Annotated in this window: 19 protein-coding genes; 8 read left to right on the top strand and 11 right to left on the bottom strand. The window is 66.1% G+C overall.

What is annotated here, in order from left to right:
• Positions 1-3: 3 nt before the first annotated feature.
• Genes BTJ49_RS06650 through BTJ49_RS06640 form a run of 3 tightly spaced genes read right to left on the bottom strand, consistent with a single transcriptional unit; the run spans position 4 to position 2,335 of the window.
• A complete protein-coding gene (locus BTJ49_RS06650; RefSeq protein ID WP_113064632.1) occupies positions 4-1,353 on the bottom strand; it encodes an alpha/beta fold hydrolase in 1,350 nt (449 codons plus the stop codon).
• Positions 1,354-1,400: 47 nt separating this feature from the next.
• Positions 1,401-2,051, bottom strand: a complete 651-nt coding sequence (locus BTJ49_RS06645; protein ID WP_113064631.1) for an SdpI family protein — start codon at positions 2,049-2,051, stop codon at positions 1,401-1,403.
• Positions 2,048-2,335: an autorepressor SdpR family transcription factor gene (locus tag BTJ49_RS06640; RefSeq protein ID WP_113064630.1), complete on the bottom strand. Its 288-nt coding sequence runs from the start codon at positions 2,333-2,335 to the stop codon at positions 2,048-2,050. Before BTJ49_RS06640 ends, BTJ49_RS06645 begins: the two co-directional genes overlap by 4 nt.
• A gap of 183 nt (positions 2,336-2,518) precedes the next feature.
• Here BTJ49_RS06640 and ccsA point away from each other — a divergent pair, with 183 nt between their 5' ends.
• The gene (gene ccsA, locus BTJ49_RS06635; RefSeq protein ID WP_113064629.1) at positions 2,519-3,319 is read left to right on the top strand and encodes a cytochrome c biogenesis protein CcsA; all 801 of its coding nucleotides are present in this window, start codon (positions 2,519-2,521) and stop codon (positions 3,317-3,319) included.
• 54 nt (positions 3,320-3,373) lie between these two features.
• On the opposite strand, the gene radA is transcribed toward ccsA, so the two are convergent.
• From radA to BTJ49_RS06600, 7 genes are all read right to left on the bottom strand, one after another.
• Complete coding sequence (gene radA, locus BTJ49_RS06630) at positions 3,374-4,762, bottom strand: DNA repair protein RadA (RefSeq protein ID WP_113064628.1); 1,389 nt, start codon at positions 4,760-4,762, stop codon at positions 3,374-3,376.
• Between the two features lie 110 nt (positions 4,763-4,872).
• Positions 4,873-5,955: an alanine racemase gene (alr, locus tag BTJ49_RS06625; protein WP_113064627.1), complete on the bottom strand. Its 1,083-nt coding sequence runs from the start codon at positions 5,953-5,955 to the stop codon at positions 4,873-4,875.
• 37 nt (positions 5,956-5,992) lie between these two features.
• Complete coding sequence (locus BTJ49_RS06620; protein WP_113064626.1) at positions 5,993-7,384, bottom strand: replicative DNA helicase; 1,392 nt, start codon at positions 7,382-7,384, stop codon at positions 5,993-5,995.
• A gap of 176 nt (positions 7,385-7,560) precedes the next feature.
• On the bottom strand, positions 7,561-8,007 hold the full coding sequence (rplI, locus tag BTJ49_RS06615) for a 50S ribosomal protein L9 (protein WP_113064625.1): 447 nt from the start codon (positions 8,005-8,007) through the stop codon (positions 7,561-7,563).
• A 108-nt stretch (positions 8,008-8,115) separates the two neighbouring features.
• Positions 8,116-8,346 carry a 30S ribosomal protein S18 gene (gene rpsR, locus BTJ49_RS06610; protein WP_043101463.1) on the bottom strand — a complete coding sequence of 77 codons (231 nt, stop codon included), beginning with the start codon at positions 8,344-8,346 and terminating at the stop codon, positions 8,116-8,118.
• Positions 8,347-8,360: 14 nt separating this feature from the next.
• On the bottom strand, positions 8,361-8,792 hold the full coding sequence (gene rpsF / locus BTJ49_RS06605) for a 30S ribosomal protein S6 (RefSeq protein ID WP_113064624.1): 432 nt from the start codon (positions 8,790-8,792) through the stop codon (positions 8,361-8,363).
• A gap of 178 nt (positions 8,793-8,970) precedes the next feature.
• Complete coding sequence (locus tag BTJ49_RS06600; RefSeq protein WP_113064623.1) at positions 8,971-9,309, bottom strand: iron-sulfur cluster assembly accessory protein; 339 nt, start codon at positions 9,307-9,309, stop codon at positions 8,971-8,973.
• Positions 9,310-9,505: 196 nt separating this feature from the next.
• On the opposite strand from BTJ49_RS06600, the gene asnS reads away from it, so the two are divergent.
• From asnS to BTJ49_RS06565, 7 genes are all read left to right on the top strand, one after another.
• Positions 9,506-10,906 (top strand): asparagine--tRNA ligase, encoded by a 1,401-nt coding sequence (gene asnS / locus BTJ49_RS06595; protein ID WP_113064622.1) that lies wholly within the window; start codon positions 9,506-9,508, stop codon positions 10,904-10,906.
• 9 nt (positions 10,907-10,915) lie between these two features.
• Positions 10,916-11,698 (top strand): MalM family protein, encoded by a 783-nt coding sequence (locus BTJ49_RS06590; RefSeq protein ID WP_113064621.1) that lies wholly within the window; start codon positions 10,916-10,918, stop codon positions 11,696-11,698.
• Positions 11,695-12,027, top strand: coding sequence for a hypothetical protein (locus tag BTJ49_RS06585; RefSeq protein ID WP_113064620.1), 333 nt, complete (start codon positions 11,695-11,697; stop codon positions 12,025-12,027). Before BTJ49_RS06590 ends, BTJ49_RS06585 begins: the two co-directional genes overlap by 4 nt.
• 41 nt (positions 12,028-12,068) lie before the next feature.
• Entirely contained in the window at positions 12,069-12,860 is a 792-nt protein-coding gene (locus BTJ49_RS06580; protein WP_113064619.1) for an SDR family oxidoreductase, read from the top strand.
• 135 nt (positions 12,861-12,995) lie between these two features.
• Positions 12,996-14,459, top strand: a complete 1,464-nt coding sequence (locus BTJ49_RS06575) for an aldehyde dehydrogenase (RefSeq protein WP_113064618.1) — start codon at positions 12,996-12,998, stop codon at positions 14,457-14,459.
• Between the two features lie 56 nt (positions 14,460-14,515).
• Positions 14,516-15,184, top strand: coding sequence for a carbonate dehydratase (can, locus tag BTJ49_RS06570; RefSeq protein ID WP_113064617.1), 669 nt, complete (start codon positions 14,516-14,518; stop codon positions 15,182-15,184).
• Positions 15,181-15,609 carry a RidA family protein gene (locus BTJ49_RS06565; protein WP_113064616.1) on the top strand — a complete coding sequence of 143 codons (429 nt, stop codon included), beginning with the start codon at positions 15,181-15,183 and terminating at the stop codon, positions 15,607-15,609. Before can ends, BTJ49_RS06565 begins: the two co-directional genes overlap by 4 nt.
• A 15-nt stretch (positions 15,610-15,624) precedes the next feature.
• Here BTJ49_RS06565 and hutG read toward each other — a convergent pair whose 3' ends face one another.
• On the bottom strand, positions 15,625-16,413 hold the full coding sequence (hutG, locus tag BTJ49_RS06560) for an N-formylglutamate deformylase (protein WP_113064615.1): 789 nt from the start codon (positions 16,411-16,413) through the stop codon (positions 15,625-15,627).
• Between the last annotated feature and the right edge of the window lie 55 nt (positions 16,414-16,468).

The following is a 16,468-nucleotide window of genomic DNA, read 5'->3' as shown; positions in this document are numbered from 1 at the left end:
TGCTCAATGCGCCGTCCGAAGCGGCTGCTTCAGGATCCAGGCCGCCATGTCGTCGATCACCTTCGGCGCCACGTGCCTGGGCTTCATGTAATCGGCCACCGTGCGCGTCTTGCCGGCGTGCATGAACAGATGACTGAGCCCCGGATAGGCCTGGAAATGCACGGCCGGATCGTTGGCGAACACCTGCTTCCAGCGTGCGAAGTCGTGCGTGGGCGATACCTGGAAGTCCGCCTTGCCCTGCAAGAACAGCATCGGCATGTGCAACGAGCGCGCCACCGCGACCTGGTCGTAGTCGCGCAGACTCATCCAGTAGCTCTGCGGCGCATGCAGATAGCGCCCCTTCGGCGGATGCGCAGGATCGGCGCTGGCCAGCAACTTGCGTTCGTCGCGGCGTGCGGCCTCGGCCTTCGCGATGCGCTGCGGCGACAGCCCGCGCCCCGGACCGAGTTCACGCGTTTGCTCACCAATAACCGTAAGAAGCGAACGCGCCGGCGCGGCCAACAGGACCAGACCGGCCAGCGACGGATCGCGTCGACCAATGCGCGGCGCCAGCATCGCACCCAGACTGTGCCCGACCAGAAACACGCGGCGCGAATCGATGTTCGCGTGGGAAGCCAGCTGATGCGCCGCCGTGATCGCATCGTCCGTGACCTCCTCGTCGATGGTCATGCGCATGTCGCGCTCGCTGCGCTGCGGAAAGGCGTAGGTCCGCTTGTCGTAGCGCAACGAGGCGATGCCATGCGCGGCCAGTCCGCGCGCGATGTCGCGGAACGGCTTGTTCGGGCCGATCGTCTCATCGTAGTCGTGCGGTCCCGAACCGCCGACCAGCACCACCGCCGGGAACGGCCCCTTCCCCTTGGGCAGCGTCAGCAACCCCGGTAGTGGTCCCCACGGCGACGTCACCTCGATCGGCGTGCTCGTGCCCCAGTCGCCATGCGCGGCCTTCGGTCCGGCATGTTCCGCCTCGCCCGGACGTGCGGTCCGCCCCGGCAGGAACCGGAACCCGGAGATCGCGCCCTTCGTATTGCAGGTCACGCGCATGTGGAACCAACCGCGCGCGAAGTGCAATGGTGTCACGATCACCCCGTCGGGCTGCCGCTTCGGCTTCTGCCCCTTGGCGAGGGCGTCGTAGTCGCCGAAGCGCATCGGCAGCCCGCGCGCCCACACCTGCTCGAGACGATCGGGCGTAACCACCGCAGCCACCTGCGCATCGAAGTGCTTGGTGGCTGCCGCGTAGTTGTGCGCCTTCAGCGCATCCAGCAGTTGCTGCGAGCGCTGCATGCAATTCGGAACGGACTGGGCGAAGGACGGCAAGGCGACAAGACAGGCCGCCAGAAAGGCAAGACGTTTCATCAAAAGACTCCCTGGAAATGGAGGACGTCGCGAGCCGCAGCATCGCGTCAGTCGTGCGGCGGTCCCTCAACGCGCCGGTAGATCACGTAGGAATACAGCGCCGGAAAGAGTCCGGCGACCAGGAGCACCCCCATCGCGAGCGGGAACGGCATGCCGAACAGCGTCCCCACCAGCATCGTCAAGCCGGCCAGCACGAACAGCTTGCCGCCCAATCGATGCGTGCGCTCCCACGTCGCTTCGCTGGCGATGGTCCATGGTGTGCGAATGCCGATGAAGAAGTTGCGCCGCAGTTTGCCCATGTAGTTGCCCAGGATCGTGAACAACGCTCCAAGGCCCAGCACCGCGACTTTCGGCATCGGCAGCGGGTAGCCCGCGCCGAACAGCAGCATGCAGATGCCCAGCACCAGCACGAACCCCTGGATCGCCAACATCAGGCCGAAATAGACCGAGGCAAAGGCGCCGACGCGGTAGCGGTTCGGTGAAATGAACGCCAGCAGCCAGCTCAGCGCCGCGAACCCGGCCACGGTCAGTATCGGGAACAGCGCTGCCCACAGGCGCGGCATGGTTCGGTCAACCTCGCCCGCGGCGTTCCAGTGCGACGGCACACGCGCCGGCAGCTCCGGCCACAGCCACCAGGCCGCAACGGCACCGATAATCAGGAAGGACACCGTGACCCACACACTGCGATGGAATTTCATGACTGGTCTCCGGACCGCCCCCGCCCGGGGAACAGGTCGAAAAGCATCCGCGCGAGATCCTCGAACACGGTGCTGTTGAGCGAATAGACGATGAACTGACCACGCCGCTCGGTGCGCACCAGATCGGCGCGCTTGAGTACAGCGAAATGATGCGAGAGCGAGGCCGCCGTGATGTCGAAGGTCTCGCCGATCTCACCAGCCGTCAGCGCGCCATCCTGCAGGCGCTTCAGGATCGCGCGTCGTGTCGGATCGGCCATGGCCTTGAAGACTTCCTGCTGTTTCATGGAAGAGCGCTCGTCGAATACATCTAGATAATTAGACAAATATCTAAATATTGCAAGTGCCTCCGGGAACGACCCGTCATCACCCGCGCAGCGCGTCCGACGACGACGCAAACCACGACACCTGCACGGCCGCCGCCTGCAAGCCATTCACGGGACCGAATCGCTGTGCGACACTTGCGCGTCATGTTGAAGACCATTTCCGCGCTGCTCGCCATCGTCCTGTATCTCGGGGCCGCCGCCGCCCTGGCGCGGCCGCTGCTGAGTACGGGCAAGCCCCTGACTCGCGCCGCCATGAGCATGGCGGTGCTGGCCGTGCTGGCGCATGCCGCCGTGTTGCTGGGCATCCATCGCGGCGCGCTGGATCTGCATTTCTTCGCCGCGCTGTCGCTGGTGGCCTGGGTGGTGTCGGCGCTGACGCTGCTGGTCAATCTCTCGCGCCCGGTCGCCGGACTCGGTGTGATCGTGTTTCCGCTGAGTGCACTGCTGCTGGCTGTCGACGTGTTCCTTGCTCCGCCCACGCGGCCGATGCCGATGGACTGGCAGATCAAGCTGCACGTCACCGTCGCCCTGCTCGCCTTCGGCGTACTGTCCATCGCCGCTGTCCTGGCGATCCTGCTGGCCGTGCAGGAGCACGCCCTGCGACGCAGTCAGTTCGGTCACTGGCTGCGCGCGCTGCCGCCGCTGACGCTGACCGAAACCCTGCTGTTCCGCCTGATCCACGCCGGCTTCACCCTGCTGACGCTGACCCTGTTCACCGGCATCGTGTTCGTGCACAACCTGTTCGGCCAGCACCTGGTGCAGAAGACCGTGCTGTCGATCATCGCCTGGCTGGTGTTCGGCGCCCTGCTCTGGGGACGCTGGAAGTTCGGCTGGCGCGGCATGCGGGCGGTCAACCTGACCCTGATCGGCATGGCCGTGCTGATGCTGGCGTTCTTCGGCACGAAGTTCGTACTCGAGCTGATCCTGCATCGTCCGCTGACCTGACCGCCAGCTGTATCACGCCGATACCGAAACCGCTCGCGGAGGGCCCCTCACGGCTCAGCCCGCCGCGTCGAGGGCTTCGGACAGGCGCTCCACACCGATGATCTGCATGTCGCCGATTTGCTTCTTCTTGGGCAAGTTCGCCTTGGGCACGATGGCACGCAGAAAACCGTGGTGCGCCGCTTCCTTCAACCGTTCCTCGCCGTTCGGCACCGGGCGGATCTCGCCCGACAGCCCGACCTCACCGAAGGCGACGGTCTTGTCCGGCAGCGGTCGGTCGCGCAGCGACGAGCGCACGGCCAGCAGCACCGGCAGATCGGCCGCCGTCTCCTGCACACGAATGCCGCCGACCACGTTGACGAACACGTCCTGGTCGTAGGCCGCGACGCCGCCATGCCTGTGCAGCACCGCCAGCAGCATCGCCAGACGATTCTGCTCCAGGCCCAGTGCCACACGTCGCGGATTGCCCAGCGAGGACTGATCGACCAACGCCTGGACTTCCACCAGCAACGGCCGCGTGCCTTCGCGCGTGACCATGATCGCACTGCCCGGCGTCGGCGAGGCATGTGCGGACAGGAAGATCGCCGACGGATTCGGCACCTCGCGCAGGCCCTTGTCGGACATCGCGAACACGCCCAGCTCGTTGACCGCGCCGAAGCGGTTCTTGAACGCACGCAGCACGCGGAAGCGGCTGCCTGACTCGCCCTCGAAATACAGCACCGCGTCGACCATGTGCTCGAGCACGCGTGGGCCGGCAATACCGCCCTCCTTGGTCACGTGGCCGACCAGGAGCACGCTGGTGCCGGTCTGCTTGGCGAATCGCGTCAGCTTGGCCGCCGACTCGCGCACCTGGCTGACCGAGCCCGGCGCGGCGGTCAGCAGGTCGGTCCAGATGGTCTGGATCGAATCGATGATGAGCACGCGCGGCTTGCTGTGCTGGACCTGGTCGAGAATACGCTCGATGCCGGTCTCGGCCAGCGCCTGCAGCGGTTCCAGCGACAGGCCGAGCCGCTGTGCGCGCGAGGCCACCTGCCCCAGCGATTCCTCGCCGGTGACGTACACGCCCGGCAGCTTCGCGCCGATCGTGCCCAGCATCTGCAGGAGCAGCGTAGACTTGCCGATACCGGGATCGCCGCCGATCAGTACCACCGAGCCGTCGACCAGGCCGCCGCCCAGCACGCGATCCAGTTCGCCGATGCCGGTCAGGGTGCGCGACTCGACCTCGGCGGCGACCTCGGTCAGCGGCATCACTTTGGCCGCCTCGGTGTTGGCGCCGGCATAGCCGTCGCGACGCGCGCCCACGCTTTCCTTCTGGCCCGCCGAAGCCGGCTGCACCACGAATTCGCTCAGCGTGTTCCAGGCGCCACAAGCCACGCACTGGCCCTGCCACTTGGTGTATTCGGCGCCGCAGTCGCCGCAGACGTAGGCGGTCTTGGCCTTGGCCATGGATATCCTCGTGAATGCTCTGAAACGGCGCGGACGGAACAGGGTTCCCGCGCGGACCTGCGGCACGATAGCGCGAGTACGTCGCAGCAGGCGATACGCAGCGACTGCGATCAGGCGTCGTCTTCGACGAACAATACGCGTCGGGTCATGCCGCAGGTCAGCTCATAGCTGATGCTTCCCGCCGCCGCCGCAATACGCTCGGCTGGAAGATTCGCGCTCCACAACGTCACCTCATCGCCGACTTCGGCATCGGGCACGTCACGCAGATCCAGCGTGATCAGGTCCATCGACACGCGACCGACAATGGCGCTGTCCACGCCGCGGATGCGCACCGGCGTTCCGGAGCCGGCGCTGCGCGGGTAGCCGTCACCGTAGCCGATGGCGGCCACGCCAATGCGCATGTCCTCGGGCGCGGCCCAGGTCGCGGCGTAGCCGACGCGCTCGCCCTTCTTCAGCTCGTTCACGGCAATCAGCCGTGTGCGCAGGGTCATCGCCGGACGATAGCCGAAGTCGGCGCCGGTCTTGCCCTCGACCACCGAAAGCCCGTACAGCAGCCCGCCTACGCGCACCCAGTCGCCACGCGCGCCAGGCCAGCCCAGCACGCCGGCGGAATTGGACAGCGCACGCGGCCCGGGCAACCCGGCGACGGCCTGCTCGAACTGTTCGATCTGCGCGTGCGTCAGCGGATTCTCGAATTCGTCGGACGCGGCGAAGTGCGTCATCAGCACGATTTCGTCGTCGACGTTGGACATCGCCGCCAGCTGCGCGTGCACCTGCGCGACACGCGCGGCGGGAAAACCCAGTCGATGCATGCCCGAATCGACCTTCAGCCAGACGCGTAGCGGTCGCGGATCGGCATCGGCGGCCAGCCACGCCAGCTGGCTGTCATGATGGATCACCGCGTCCAGATTCAGCCGCCGCATCTCGGCCAGATCGGCTGGGCTGTCCGGCCCGGACAGCACCACGATGCGCTGCCGATGTCCCGCCGCACGCAAGCGCAGCCCGTCGGCGATGGCGGCCACGCCGAACGCATCCGCATCGCTCAGCGCGCGTGCCACGCGCTCCAGTCCGTGTCCGTAGGCATCGGCCTTGATCACGGCCATCACCCGCGCGCCGGCAGCCTGCTCGCGCACGCAAGCGAGATTATGGCGCAGCGCGCCGAGATGGATGGTGGCGGTGGCGAGACGGCTCATGGATGCGGAAGTTACGGCATGTACGCGAGCAGCGGCGTTACTCGAACGCGCCCTCGTAGCTCTCCGGCGCGAAGTTCTCGAACTTGGTGTACTGGCCCAGGAAGGTCAGCTTCACCGTGCCGGTCGGACCGTTACGCTGCTTGCCGATGATGATCTCGGCCTTGCCCTTGTCCGGCGATTCCGGGTTGTAGTACTCGTCGCGGTAGATGAACAGGATCACGTCGGCGTCCTGCTCGATGGCGCCCGATTCGCGCAAGTCCGACATCATCGGCCGCTTGTCCGAACGCTGTTCGAGGGAACGATTGAGCTGGGACAGCGCGATCACGGGAACACTGAGCTCCTTGGCCAGGGCCTTCAGTCCACGCGAAATTTCTGAAATTTCCGTGGCGCGATTCTCCTTGTTTCCGGGCACCTGCATCAGCTGCAGGTAATCGATCACGATCAGACCCAGACTGCCGTGCTCGCGCTGCAAACGGCGCGCGCGCGAACGCAGCTCCACCGGCGACAGCGCGGGCGTGTCGTCGATGAAGATCTTGGCGTCCGAAAGCATGGTGATGGCGGAGGTGACACGCGGCCAGTCCTCCTCGGCCAGGTCGCCGCTGCGCAGGTTCTGCTGATGGATGCGACCGACCGAGGAGATCAGGCGGAAGGCCAGCTGCGAGGCCGACATTTCCATCGAGAACACCACGACCGGCTTCTTGCTGCGGATCGCCGCGTGCTCGGCGATGTTGACCGAGAACGCGGTCTTGCCCATCGACGGACGCGCCGCGACGATGATGAGATCGGACGGCTGCAGGCCCGCGGTGCGATCGTCGAGATCGTTGAAGCCAGTCGGCAGACCGGTCAGCTGACCGCGGTTCTGATAGCGCTCGGTCAGGACACGGAAGGCGTCCTTGACCGCCTCGCGCATCGGCACGGTGCTCTTGCGCCCGCGCGCGCCGGCCTCGGCGATGTGGAACACTTTCTGCTCGGCCGCCTCCAGCACTTCCTGCGTGCTGCGCCCTTCCGGCCGGTAGCCGTCCTCGGTGATGGTGGTACCGGCGTCGATCAGCTGCCGCAGCACCGACTTCTCGCGCACGATGTCGGCGTAGGCGGTGATGTTGGCGGCGCTCGGCGTGCTGTTGGCCAGCTCGACCAGATAGCCCGGACTGCCGATCATCTCGGTCAGCTCGTTGGCCTCGAACCAGTCGCCCAGGGTCACCGCGTCGAACGGCATGCCGCGGTCGGCCAGCCCCGTGATCGCGCGCCAGATCAGGCGATGGTCCCTGCGGTAGAAATCGTCCTCGACGAGCCGGTCGGCGACACGGTCGAACGCCTCCGGCGACAGCATCAGTCCACCCAGCACCGCCTGCTCGGCATCGATCGAGTGCGGCGGCACGCGCAAGGTTTCGATAGAAGGCGATTCGTTGCGTTCGGGCAGCATGGGCATTTTCGAATCCCTGTCGGACGACATCTCATCATGCGAATCACTGTCGCAGATGTCGAGACAATAAGTCTGTGGATAAGTTGTGATCTTCTGTGGAAAAGCGTGTATGGGCGACGCGCGACCCAAAACAGAACGGGCGCCACGAGGGCGCCCGTCCGCATCCACGATGGCGTGAGCGGTTATTCGCCGCTGACGACCACCTTGATCGTGGCCTGCACGTCGGCGTGCAGCACGATGTGGGCTTCGTACTCGCCGGTGACGCGGATCGCGCCTTCCGGCTGCACGATCTCACCCTTGTCGGCTTCCAGGCCCTTGGCTTCCAGCGCCTCGGCGATCTCGCGCGGACCGACGGAGCCGTACAGCTTGCCCTCGGGGCTGGCGTTGGCGGAGATGGTCAGCTCGACGCCGTCGAGCTTGGCCTTGCGGCCCTCGGCGCCGTCCAGCAGCGACTTGGCCTTGGCTTCGTACTCGGCGCGACGCTTCTCGAACTCGGCCAGGTTCTCGGCATTGGCCGGCACGGCCTTGCCCTGCGGCAGCAGGTAGTTGCGGCCGTAGCCCGGCTTCACGGTGACCTTGTCGCCAAGGTTGCCGAGGTTCTTCACTTTCTCAAGCAGGATCAGTTCCATGGGATGACTCTCGATTCGTTAGCGCCGTTGAGGCGACGCAGCCCTGGACGGTTGTCCGAATGAAAAACGCGCCGCCCGCTCGAACGGACGGCGCGCGGTGCACGTTGCTCAGGCGTCGTGGCTGTCGGTGTACGGCAGCAGCGCCAGGAAACGCGCGCGCTTGACCGCAGTGGCCAGCTGACGCTGATAACGCGCCTTGGTGCCGGTGATGCGGCTCGGCACGATCTTGCCGGTCTCGGTGATGTACTGACGCAGGGTGTTGAGATCCTTGTAATCGATCTCCTTCACGCCTTCGGCGGTGAAGCGGCAGAACTTGCGGCGGCGGAAAAACTTGGACATGGCTCTCTCCCGGCTCAGTCGTCGCTGTCGCGATCGTTGTCGTTATCGGAATCCGACTTGTCGTCGCCCTTGCTGTCGCTGTCGTCATCGTCGCGACGGCGGCTGCTGGACTTGGCGTCTTCCTTCTCCTTGCTCTTCAGGATCGGCGACTGCTCGGTGTCGGCGTCGGGACGCTTGATGACCAGGTGACGGATAACCGCATCGTTGAAGCGGAAGCCCGACTCCAGCTCGTTCAGGACTTCCTGGCCGCACTCGATGTTCATGAGCACGTAGTGGGCCTTGGCCAGGTTCTCGATGCTATAGGCCAGCTGACGACGGCCCCAGTCCTCGAGACGGTGGATCTTGCCGCCCTGCTCTTCGATCAGCGCTTTGTAGCGCTCGACCATGGCCGGCACCTGCTCGCTCTGGTCCGGATGGACCAGGAACACGACTTCGTAATGACGCATGTTGTCTCCTTGTGGATGTCTCCTCGCGGCATGCGCGAGGCAGGCAGCCTCCCGCCTAAGCGGTGAGGCAAGGTTCCATCCAGAGCGAATCTGCCCTGGACAGAAGCGGAATTGTAGGATGCCCGGAACGGGCGCGCAAGCTATTGATCCGCGGGGACGCGGCGGATCACGTCCGCGTTCAGTCGCCCTGCGGATCGACCGTGAAACTTTCGCCGCACCCGCACTCGCCGGTGGCGTTGGGGTTGTGGAACACGAAGCTGGTGTTCAGCCCCTGACGCTGGAAGTCGATCACAGTGCCGTCGACCAGCGGCCGGCTCTTGGCGTCGATCACCAGCGGCACACCATCGACCTCGACCACCTGGTCGCCGTCGTGGGATTCCCCAGCCAACTCGATCACGTAGCCGAAGCCCGAACAACCCGTGCGGCGCACGCCGAAACGTACGCCGCTGGCCTGTGGATGGCCGGCCAGATAGCTCTTCATGCGTTCACGTGCGTTGTCGGTGATCTGGATATTCATGGGACGGTGCTCGGAAATCTGTCTACTAGTGTACGCGCCCAGCCACCCGGAACCCAACGGAGCGTCGAATCCCGCTCGGCCACTTATGACCGATGGGCTTGTTGCCGGACTCGCGACCGTACCCGCAGGTCGACTATCATGGACGGCCTTGTTCTCGACGCCGATATGCGGCGTCCCAGCTGGAGTTTCAATCGATATGACGGTGGTCAGCGTCAAGCAGGCTCTCGCCGGCACGCCCGGTGAAGGCAGCGAAGTCACGGTCCGCGGCTGGGTACGCACCCGGCGCGACTCCAAAGCCGGACTCTCGTTCATAAACATCAGCGACGGCTCCTGCTTCGCGCCGATCCAGGCCGTGGTGCCGGCCGATCTGGGCAATTACCAGGATGAAGTCCTGCACCTGACCTCCGGCGCCAGCGTGATCGTCACCGGCACCCTGGTCATCTCGCAAGGCAAGGGCCAGGGCTTCGAGATCCAGGCCACGAAGGTCGAGGTGGTGGGTTTCGTCGATGATCCCGAGACCTACCCGATCCAGCCCAAGCAGCATTCGATGGAATTCCTGCGCGAAGTCGCCCACCTGCGCCCGCGCACCAATCTGTTCGGCGCCGTCACGCGCATGCGCCATACGGTGATGATGGCGATCCATCGCTTCCTGACCGAGCAGGGTTTCTACTGGATCAACACGCCGATCATCACCACGTCTGACGCCGAGGGCGCGGGCGACATGTTCCGCCTGTCGACGCTGGATCTGGCCAACCTGCCGCGCGACGACGACGGCAAGATCGATTTCCGCAAGGACTTCTTCGGCCGCGAGGCGTTCCTGACCGTATCCGGCCAGCTCAATGTCGAGGCCTACTGCCTGGCCATGAGCAAGGTCTACACCTTCGGCCCGACCTTCCGCGCCGAGAACTCCAACACCGCGCGCCACCTGGCCGAGTTCTGGATGGTCGAGCCGGAGATCGCCTTCGCCGACCTCAACGACAACGCCGACCTGGCCGAGGCATTCCTGAAAGCCATCTTCCGCACCGTGCTGGAAGAGCGCGCCGACGACATGGCGTTCTTCGCCCAGCGCGTGCACCCGGAAGCCATCACGCGCCTGGAGGCGTTCGTCGACGCGCCGTTCGAACGCATCGAGTACACCGACGCCATCGAGATCCTGAAGAAGTCCGGCAAGAAGTTCGAGTTCCCGGTCGCCTGGGGCGTGGACTTGCAGACCGAGCACGAGCGCTACCTGGTCGAGGAGCACGTCGGCCGTCCGGTCGTGGTGATGAACTACCCGGAGGAAATCAAAGCCTTCTACATGCGCCTCAACGACGACGGCAAGACCGTCGCCGCGATGGACGTGCTGGCTCCCGGCATCGGCGAGATCATCGGCGGCGCACAGCGCGAAGAGCGCCTCGAACAGCTCGACGCGCGCATGCAGCAGTTCGGTCTCGACCCCGAAACCTACGACTGGTACCGTGACCTTCGCCGCTACGGCACCGTGCCGCACGCCGGCTTCGGCCTCGGCTTCGAGCGGCTGCTCTGCTACATCTGCGGCATCGCCAACATCCGCGATGCGATCCCCTATCCCCGAGTCGCAGGAAGCGCCGAATTCTGACCGTCCGCCATGCCGTTCCGACGCCCGCTTCCATTTCTGCTCCCGTCCCTGTTCCTGGGTCTGTGCGCCTGCGTCTCGCACACTCCGACCAAGGACGACACGCCGCGCCCGGGTACCCGTGACGCGGCGATGGCGGCCCTGCAGAAGGCCGATCCGTGCTGCACGCGCTTTTCGCAGTTCTCGTTCCACCGCGAGCTGCCGGCGAAACCGAAGCGGTTCGACATCGAGTCGAATCTGCCCGTGGCCGATTTCAACGGCACGCGCAGCTATTTCCTGACCTTCAAGCTGCCGGAGAAACACAGCCTGCCGTACAAGGTCGTGCTGAAATCGGAAATGACCGGCCGCTGGCTGCATTCGAGCTATCTGTTCGCGCCGTCCGCGGTGCTGCTGGACGCCGATTACCGGCCGATGCAGACCCTGGATGTGGATCAGTGCGAATACATCGGCTGGAGCCAGTCCACCACCGGCGCGCTGGGCAGCCTCACCGTGGACAGTCCGCATGCGCGCTACCTGGTGATCTACAGCTCGGGACAGCAACTCGACGGCAGCACCTACTGGGAACAGTCGCCGACCGCTTTCTCCGCGGACTCGCCGGTGAAGATGGCCGCGACCGGCAGTTTCCAGATCGCGCACGGCCCCACCGGCCCGCTGTACGTCGGCGTGATGACGCCGCGCTATGCCAAGGCCGCATCCGAGGCCATCTGCTCCAAGCCCGACCCCAAGACTTCGTCCGGAGCGCTCTCCACGCTACGCTCGCTGATCCTGCCCTCGTCCAAGGACACGACGCCGTGAACTCCACCTTTCTCAGCGTGCTGTACCTGTTGCTGTTGGTCGCGGGCGCGGTCGGCTTCGCCATGCACCTGTATGCGCAGTGGCGCTTCGTCCGCATCATGCGCGAGCGCTACGCCGACAAGTGGCGCATCATCGCCTGCCCCGACGAAGGACGCCCCAGCCGCGTGCGCACCTGGGCGCGGCTGCAGCAGGTCCTGCGCAGCAACGTGCCCGAACTGTTCGAGGACGCCGAACTGACCCGCTGGCACCGTATCTGGCGCTATGCGCCCTGGCTGGCCTGGCCATGCTGGATCGGCGTGCTGGTCATCCAGGCCACCACCGCGCACTGAATTCCGCCGGGAACCCGGTTCCGGCCCGTCAGGAGATACGCATGAAGTTGGAACTCAACGGCCGCCACGCGCTGGTATGCGGCGCATCCAAGGGCATCGGCCGCGCCACCGCCATGGAGCTGGCCGCGCTGGGCGCGGATGTCACCGTGCTGGCGCGTTCCGAGGACGTCCTGCGGACCTTGGCGGAAACCCTGCCGCGCACGCATGCGACACAGCATCACCATGCACTGATCGCCGACATGAGCGACCGTGCGCAGCTGGCCGCCGTGCTCGAAGCACACGTGGCGGCGCACCCCGTTCAGATCCTGATCCACAACTCCGGCGGACCCGCGGCGGGCCCGGCGAACCAGGCGACGCCCGATGCCTTCGAAAGCGCCTTCGGGCAGCATGTCCTGGCCGGGCAGGTCCTGCTTCAGGCCGTGCTCCCCGGCATGCGCGAAGCCGGCTACGGACGCCTCGTCAACATCATCTCGACCTCGGTGAAGGAACCGATTCCGAACCTGGGCGTGTCCAACACCGTGCGCGCCGCCGTGGCCAGCTGGGCCAAGACCCTGGCCGGTGAACTGGCCGCCGACGGCATCACCGTCAACAGCGTGCTGCCCGGCTTCACCGAGACCGGTCGCCTGGAAAGCCTTATCGCCGGCCGCGCCAAGGCGCAGAACGTCAGCGAGGACACGGTCGCCGCGAACATGCGTGCGCTGGTGCCGGCCGGCCGTTTCGGCAAGCCGGAGGAAGTCGCAGCCGTCGCGGCCTTCCTGTGCACGCCGGCTGCCGCGTACGTCAACGGCGTGTGCATCGCGGTCGACGGTGGGCGCACGCGCAGCCTGTCCTGAGCCAACCGTGCCGGCCAGCCCTGCCGCGCGCTGCGCTACGCCGATCATGCGCAGCGAGCTCAGCGGCCGGCCGATGTTCACCTGCCCGCATTGTCAACGCTGACGCTGCGACCAAAGGTCGCTAAGCTTCGCGGCATGGATACGCCGAGCTTCCCGCACCTGATCGACGGCCGCCTGGTCGAGGCCGCGAGCGGCCGCTGGCGCGACGTGCATGAACCGGCCACTGGCCGCGTCTACGCGCGCTGCGCCGACGGTGACGCGGCCGATGTCGAACGCGCCGTGGCCGCCGCGACCGCCGCGGCCGCAGACTGGGGGCACCGCCCGACCGGCGAGCGTGCGGCGCTGCTGCGGCGCATGGCCGACCTCGTCGAGCAGCGCGTGGATGCCTTCGCCGCCGCCGAATCGCGCGACAGCGGCAAACCCGTGAAGCTGGCCCGACATGTCGACATTCCGCGTGCCGTGGCGAACCTGCGCTTCTTCGCATCGGCCGTCGAAACCTGGGACGGCACTTCCCACGCCATGCCCGGCCAGGCGATCAACGTCACCCTGCGCCAACCGCTCGGCGTGGTGGCCTGCATCAGTCCGTGGAACCTTCCGCTGTATCTGTTCACCTGGAAAATCGCCCCGGCCCTGGCCTGCGGCAATGCGGTGGTGGCCAAGCCATCCGAGATCACTCCGTGTACGGCGACAATGCTGGCCGAAGTCGCGCTGGAAGCCGGCCTGCCCGCCGGCGTGCTCAACATCGTCCACGGCGAGGGTCCGGCCGTCGGCGCGCCGCTGGTCGCGCACCCGAAGGTAAAGGCGGTCTCGTTCACCGGTTCCACCCGCACCGGCGCGGCCATCGCCGCGGCAACCGCCGCACAGTTCAAGAAAGTGTCGCTGGAGATGGGCGGCAAGAATCCCGCCATCGTGTTCGCCGACGCCGACCTGTCCGACGCCAACCTCGACACCATCGTGCGCTCGGGCTTCGCCAACCAGGGCGAGATCTGCCTGTGCGGCTCGCGCCTGCTGGTACAGCGCTCGATTTATGAAGACTTCCGCACGCGCTACCTGGAACGTGTCGAAGCCTTGCGCACCGGCGACCCGGAAGATCCTGCGAGCGACCTCGGCGCACTGGTCTCCCAAGCGCACTTCGACAAGGTCTCGGCCTGCATCGAGCGTGCGCGCGAGGAAGGCGGCGCGATCCTCTGCGGCGGCGAGGCGGTGCGCCCGTCGGGACGCTGCTCGGAAGGCTGGTTCATCGCCCCCACCGTGATCGAAGGCCTGCCCGCCGACTGCGCGACCAACCAGGAAGAGATCTTCGGCCCGGTCGTCACGCTGATCCCGTTCGAGGACGAGGCCGACGCGCTGGCCATCGCCAACGGCACCGACTACGGCCTGGCCGCCTCGCTGTGGACGCGCGACATCGATCGCGCCCAGCGTATGGCCGCCGCCCTCGAGTTCGGCATCGTCTGGATCAACTGCTGGATGCTGCGCGATCTGCGCACGCCGTTCGGCGGCGTCAAGCAATCCGGCGTCGGCCGGGAAGGCGGCGTCGAGGCGCTGCGCTTCTTCACCGAGGCCAAGAACGTCTGCATCGCGACGCCGCACACACCGTAACGGCCCGCCCACTTCTTCTTCACGACTGAAACATTCCCATCAGGAGCGCCCAAAACATGCCACGCATCAAGGAACTGCTCGCCAACAACCAGCAATGGGCCGAGCGCATCCAGGCTGAAGACCCGCATTTCTTCGAGCAGCTCTCGAAGCAGCAGGCACCGAAGTTCCTCTGGGTCGGCTGTTCGGATTCGCGCGTGCCCGCCACGCAGATTGTCGACCTGCCGCCCGGCGAGATCTTCGTCCATCGCAATGTCGCCAATGTCATCGTGCACACCGATCTCAATGCGCTGTCGGTGATCCAGTTCGCGGTCGAGGTGCTGAAAGTCGAACACATTCTGGTGGTCGGTCACTACGCCTGCGGCGGCGTCGGCGCGGTGCTCAAGAAACAGCGTCTGGGCCTGATCGACAACTGGCTGCGGCACGTCGAGGACGTCGCCAACCACCACATCCACGCGCTCGGCGACGAGCTCAGCTTTGAGCAGCGTCACGACCGCCTGTGCGAACTCAACGCCATCGAGCAGGCCATGCACGTGTGCGCCACCACTATCGTGCAAGAAGCCTGGGCCCGCGGCCAGCCGCTGCGCGTACATGCCTGGGTATACGGGCTTTCCGACGGGCATATCAACGACCTCGGCCTGGACGTCTCCAGCCTCGAGACTATGGAGACCTCCTACAAGCAGGCGCTCGATACCCTGCAGACCCGCTGGGCGCAGCAGGACGCATGAGCGATATCATCCGCACCGGCACCGCGCCGCCGCCCGTCGGCGCCTACCCGCACGCGCGTCGCGTGGGCGATCTGCTTTTTCTGTCCGGCGTCGGCCCCCGACGCCCGGACGACAACGCCATTCCCGGCAATGAATACGATGCCGATGGCAAACTGATCGCCTACGACATCGAGGCGCAGTGCAAGCAGGTCTTCGCCAACGTGCGCGCGGTACTGGAAGCCAGCGGGGCGCGCTGGGAGGACCTGGTCGACGTGACCGTGTTCCTGACCGACATGGCACGCGACTTCGCCGCCTACAACCGCCTCTACGCCGAGTACTTCGAGGGGGTCGATGCCTGCCGCACCACGCTGGGCATCGACGCACTGCCAACGCCCATCGCGATCGAACTGAAGTGCATCGCGGCACCCGGCCGCGCTACGCCCTGACCCTCGGCCGGCGCATCAGGCGCCGGCGTCGTCCAGACAGGTCTGCAGCAGACTGCGGATGATTCCCTGCACGCGTTCGGCGCGCTCGGGGAGGTATTCGAAGCTCGCTTCGTCCATGTAGTTGCTCTGCGCCAGCTCCAGCTGCACGGCGTCGACGCCCTCACTGGGCGATCCGTAATGGCGGGTGATGTAGCCACCCTTGAAACGTCCGTCGACCACATGCGTGTAGGCATTCTGACCGCCCAGCACGTCGTCCAGCGCCGCGCACAGATCGGGCCGGCAACTCTCTCCGGCGTTGGTGCCGAGATTGAAATCGGGCAGCCGCCCCGAGAACAGCATCGGCACCACCGCGCGGATGGAGTGCCCTTCCCACAGCACCACCCGACCATGCTGCGCCTTCAGGCGCGCGAGTTCCTCCTGCAACGCCCGATGATACGGGCGCCAGTAGGTCTCCACCCGCGCCGCCACTTCCTCGGCGTCCGGCGCTTCGCCGTCCCGGTAGATCGGCTCGCCGTCGAACATGATGGTCGGCACCAGGCCGGTCTCGCTCTGTCCGGGATACAGCGCATGGCCATCCGCGGGTCGATTGAGGTCGACCACATAACGCGAGTGGTGCGGCTGCAGGATGCTCGCCCCCAGTTCGCGCGCGAACGCGTACAGTTGCCCCACGTGCCAATCCGTGTCCGGCGAGCGCTGCGCCGCCGGCGTCATCCGCGCGGCGATCGAATCGGGAATCCGGCTGCCGTCGTGCGGCAGGCTGACAAGCAGCGGTGCGCTGCCCTGATGCAGTGTGTAGGTCGACATGGGCGCATTGTACCGGCGTTTCCGGCTTGCATTGTCGAGTCGGCGAAGCACCCGA

This window comes from Oleiagrimonas sp. MCCC 1A03011, assembly GCF_003267965.1.
GTDB classification, from domain to species: Bacteria; Pseudomonadota; Gammaproteobacteria; order Xanthomonadales; family Rhodanobacteraceae; genus Oleiagrimonas; species Oleiagrimonas citrea.
The sequence above is the reverse complement of the archived record's forward strand: the minus strand, read 5'-3'. Positions and strand labels throughout refer to the sequence as shown.

Excerpts from the sequence above, each read along its gene's own strand:
- BTJ49_RS06620 (WP_113064626.1), bottom strand. The coding sequence starts at position 7,384 with ATGCCCATGCTGCCCGAACGCAACGAATCGCCTTCTATCGAAACCTTG.
- BTJ49_RS06640 (WP_113064630.1), bottom strand. The coding sequence starts at position 2,335 with ATGAAACAGCAGGAAGTCTTCAAGGCCATGGCCGATCCGACACGACGC.
- BTJ49_RS06565 (WP_113064616.1), top strand. The coding sequence starts at position 15,181 with ATGAGCGATATCATCCGCACCGGCACCGCGCCGCCGCCCGTCGGCGCC.
- rpsF (WP_113064624.1), bottom strand. The coding sequence starts at position 8,792 with ATGCGTCATTACGAAGTCGTGTTCCTGGTCCATCCGGACCAGAGCGAG.
- BTJ49_RS06580 (WP_113064619.1), top strand. The coding sequence starts at position 12,069 with ATGAAGTTGGAACTCAACGGCCGCCACGCGCTGGTATGCGGCGCATCC.
- BTJ49_RS06575 (WP_113064618.1), top strand. The coding sequence starts at position 12,996 with ATGGATACGCCGAGCTTCCCGCACCTGATCGACGGCCGCCTGGTCGAG.
- BTJ49_RS06650 (WP_113064632.1), bottom strand. The coding sequence starts at position 1,353 with ATGAAACGTCTTGCCTTTCTGGCGGCCTGTCTTGTCGCCTTGCCGTCC.
- BTJ49_RS06645 (WP_113064631.1), bottom strand. The coding sequence starts at position 2,051 with ATGAAATTCCATCGCAGTGTGTGGGTCACGGTGTCCTTCCTGATTATC.
- alr (WP_113064627.1), bottom strand. The coding sequence starts at position 5,955 with ATGAGCCGTCTCGCCACCGCCACCATCCATCTCGGCGCGCTGCGCCAT.
- radA (WP_113064628.1), bottom strand. The coding sequence starts at position 4,762 with ATGGCCAAGGCCAAGACCGCCTACGTCTGCGGCGACTGCGGCGCCGAA.
- hutG (WP_113064615.1), bottom strand. The coding sequence starts at position 16,413 with ATGTCGACCTACACACTGCATCAGGGCAGCGCACCGCTGCTTGTCAGC.
- BTJ49_RS06590 (WP_113064621.1), top strand. The coding sequence starts at position 10,916 with ATGCCGTTCCGACGCCCGCTTCCATTTCTGCTCCCGTCCCTGTTCCTG.
- rplI (WP_113064625.1), bottom strand. The coding sequence starts at position 8,007 with ATGGAACTGATCCTGCTTGAGAAAGTGAAGAACCTCGGCAACCTTGGC.
- can (WP_113064617.1), top strand. The coding sequence starts at position 14,516 with ATGCCACGCATCAAGGAACTGCTCGCCAACAACCAGCAATGGGCCGAG.
- ccsA (WP_113064629.1), top strand. The coding sequence starts at position 2,519 with ATGTTGAAGACCATTTCCGCGCTGCTCGCCATCGTCCTGTATCTCGGG.
- asnS (WP_113064622.1), top strand. The coding sequence starts at position 9,506 with ATGACGGTGGTCAGCGTCAAGCAGGCTCTCGCCGGCACGCCCGGTGAA.
- BTJ49_RS06600 (WP_113064623.1), bottom strand. The coding sequence starts at position 9,309 with ATGAATATCCAGATCACCGACAACGCACGTGAACGCATGAAGAGCTAT.
- rpsR (WP_043101463.1), bottom strand. The coding sequence starts at position 8,346 with ATGTCCAAGTTTTTCCGCCGCCGCAAGTTCTGCCGCTTCACCGCCGAA.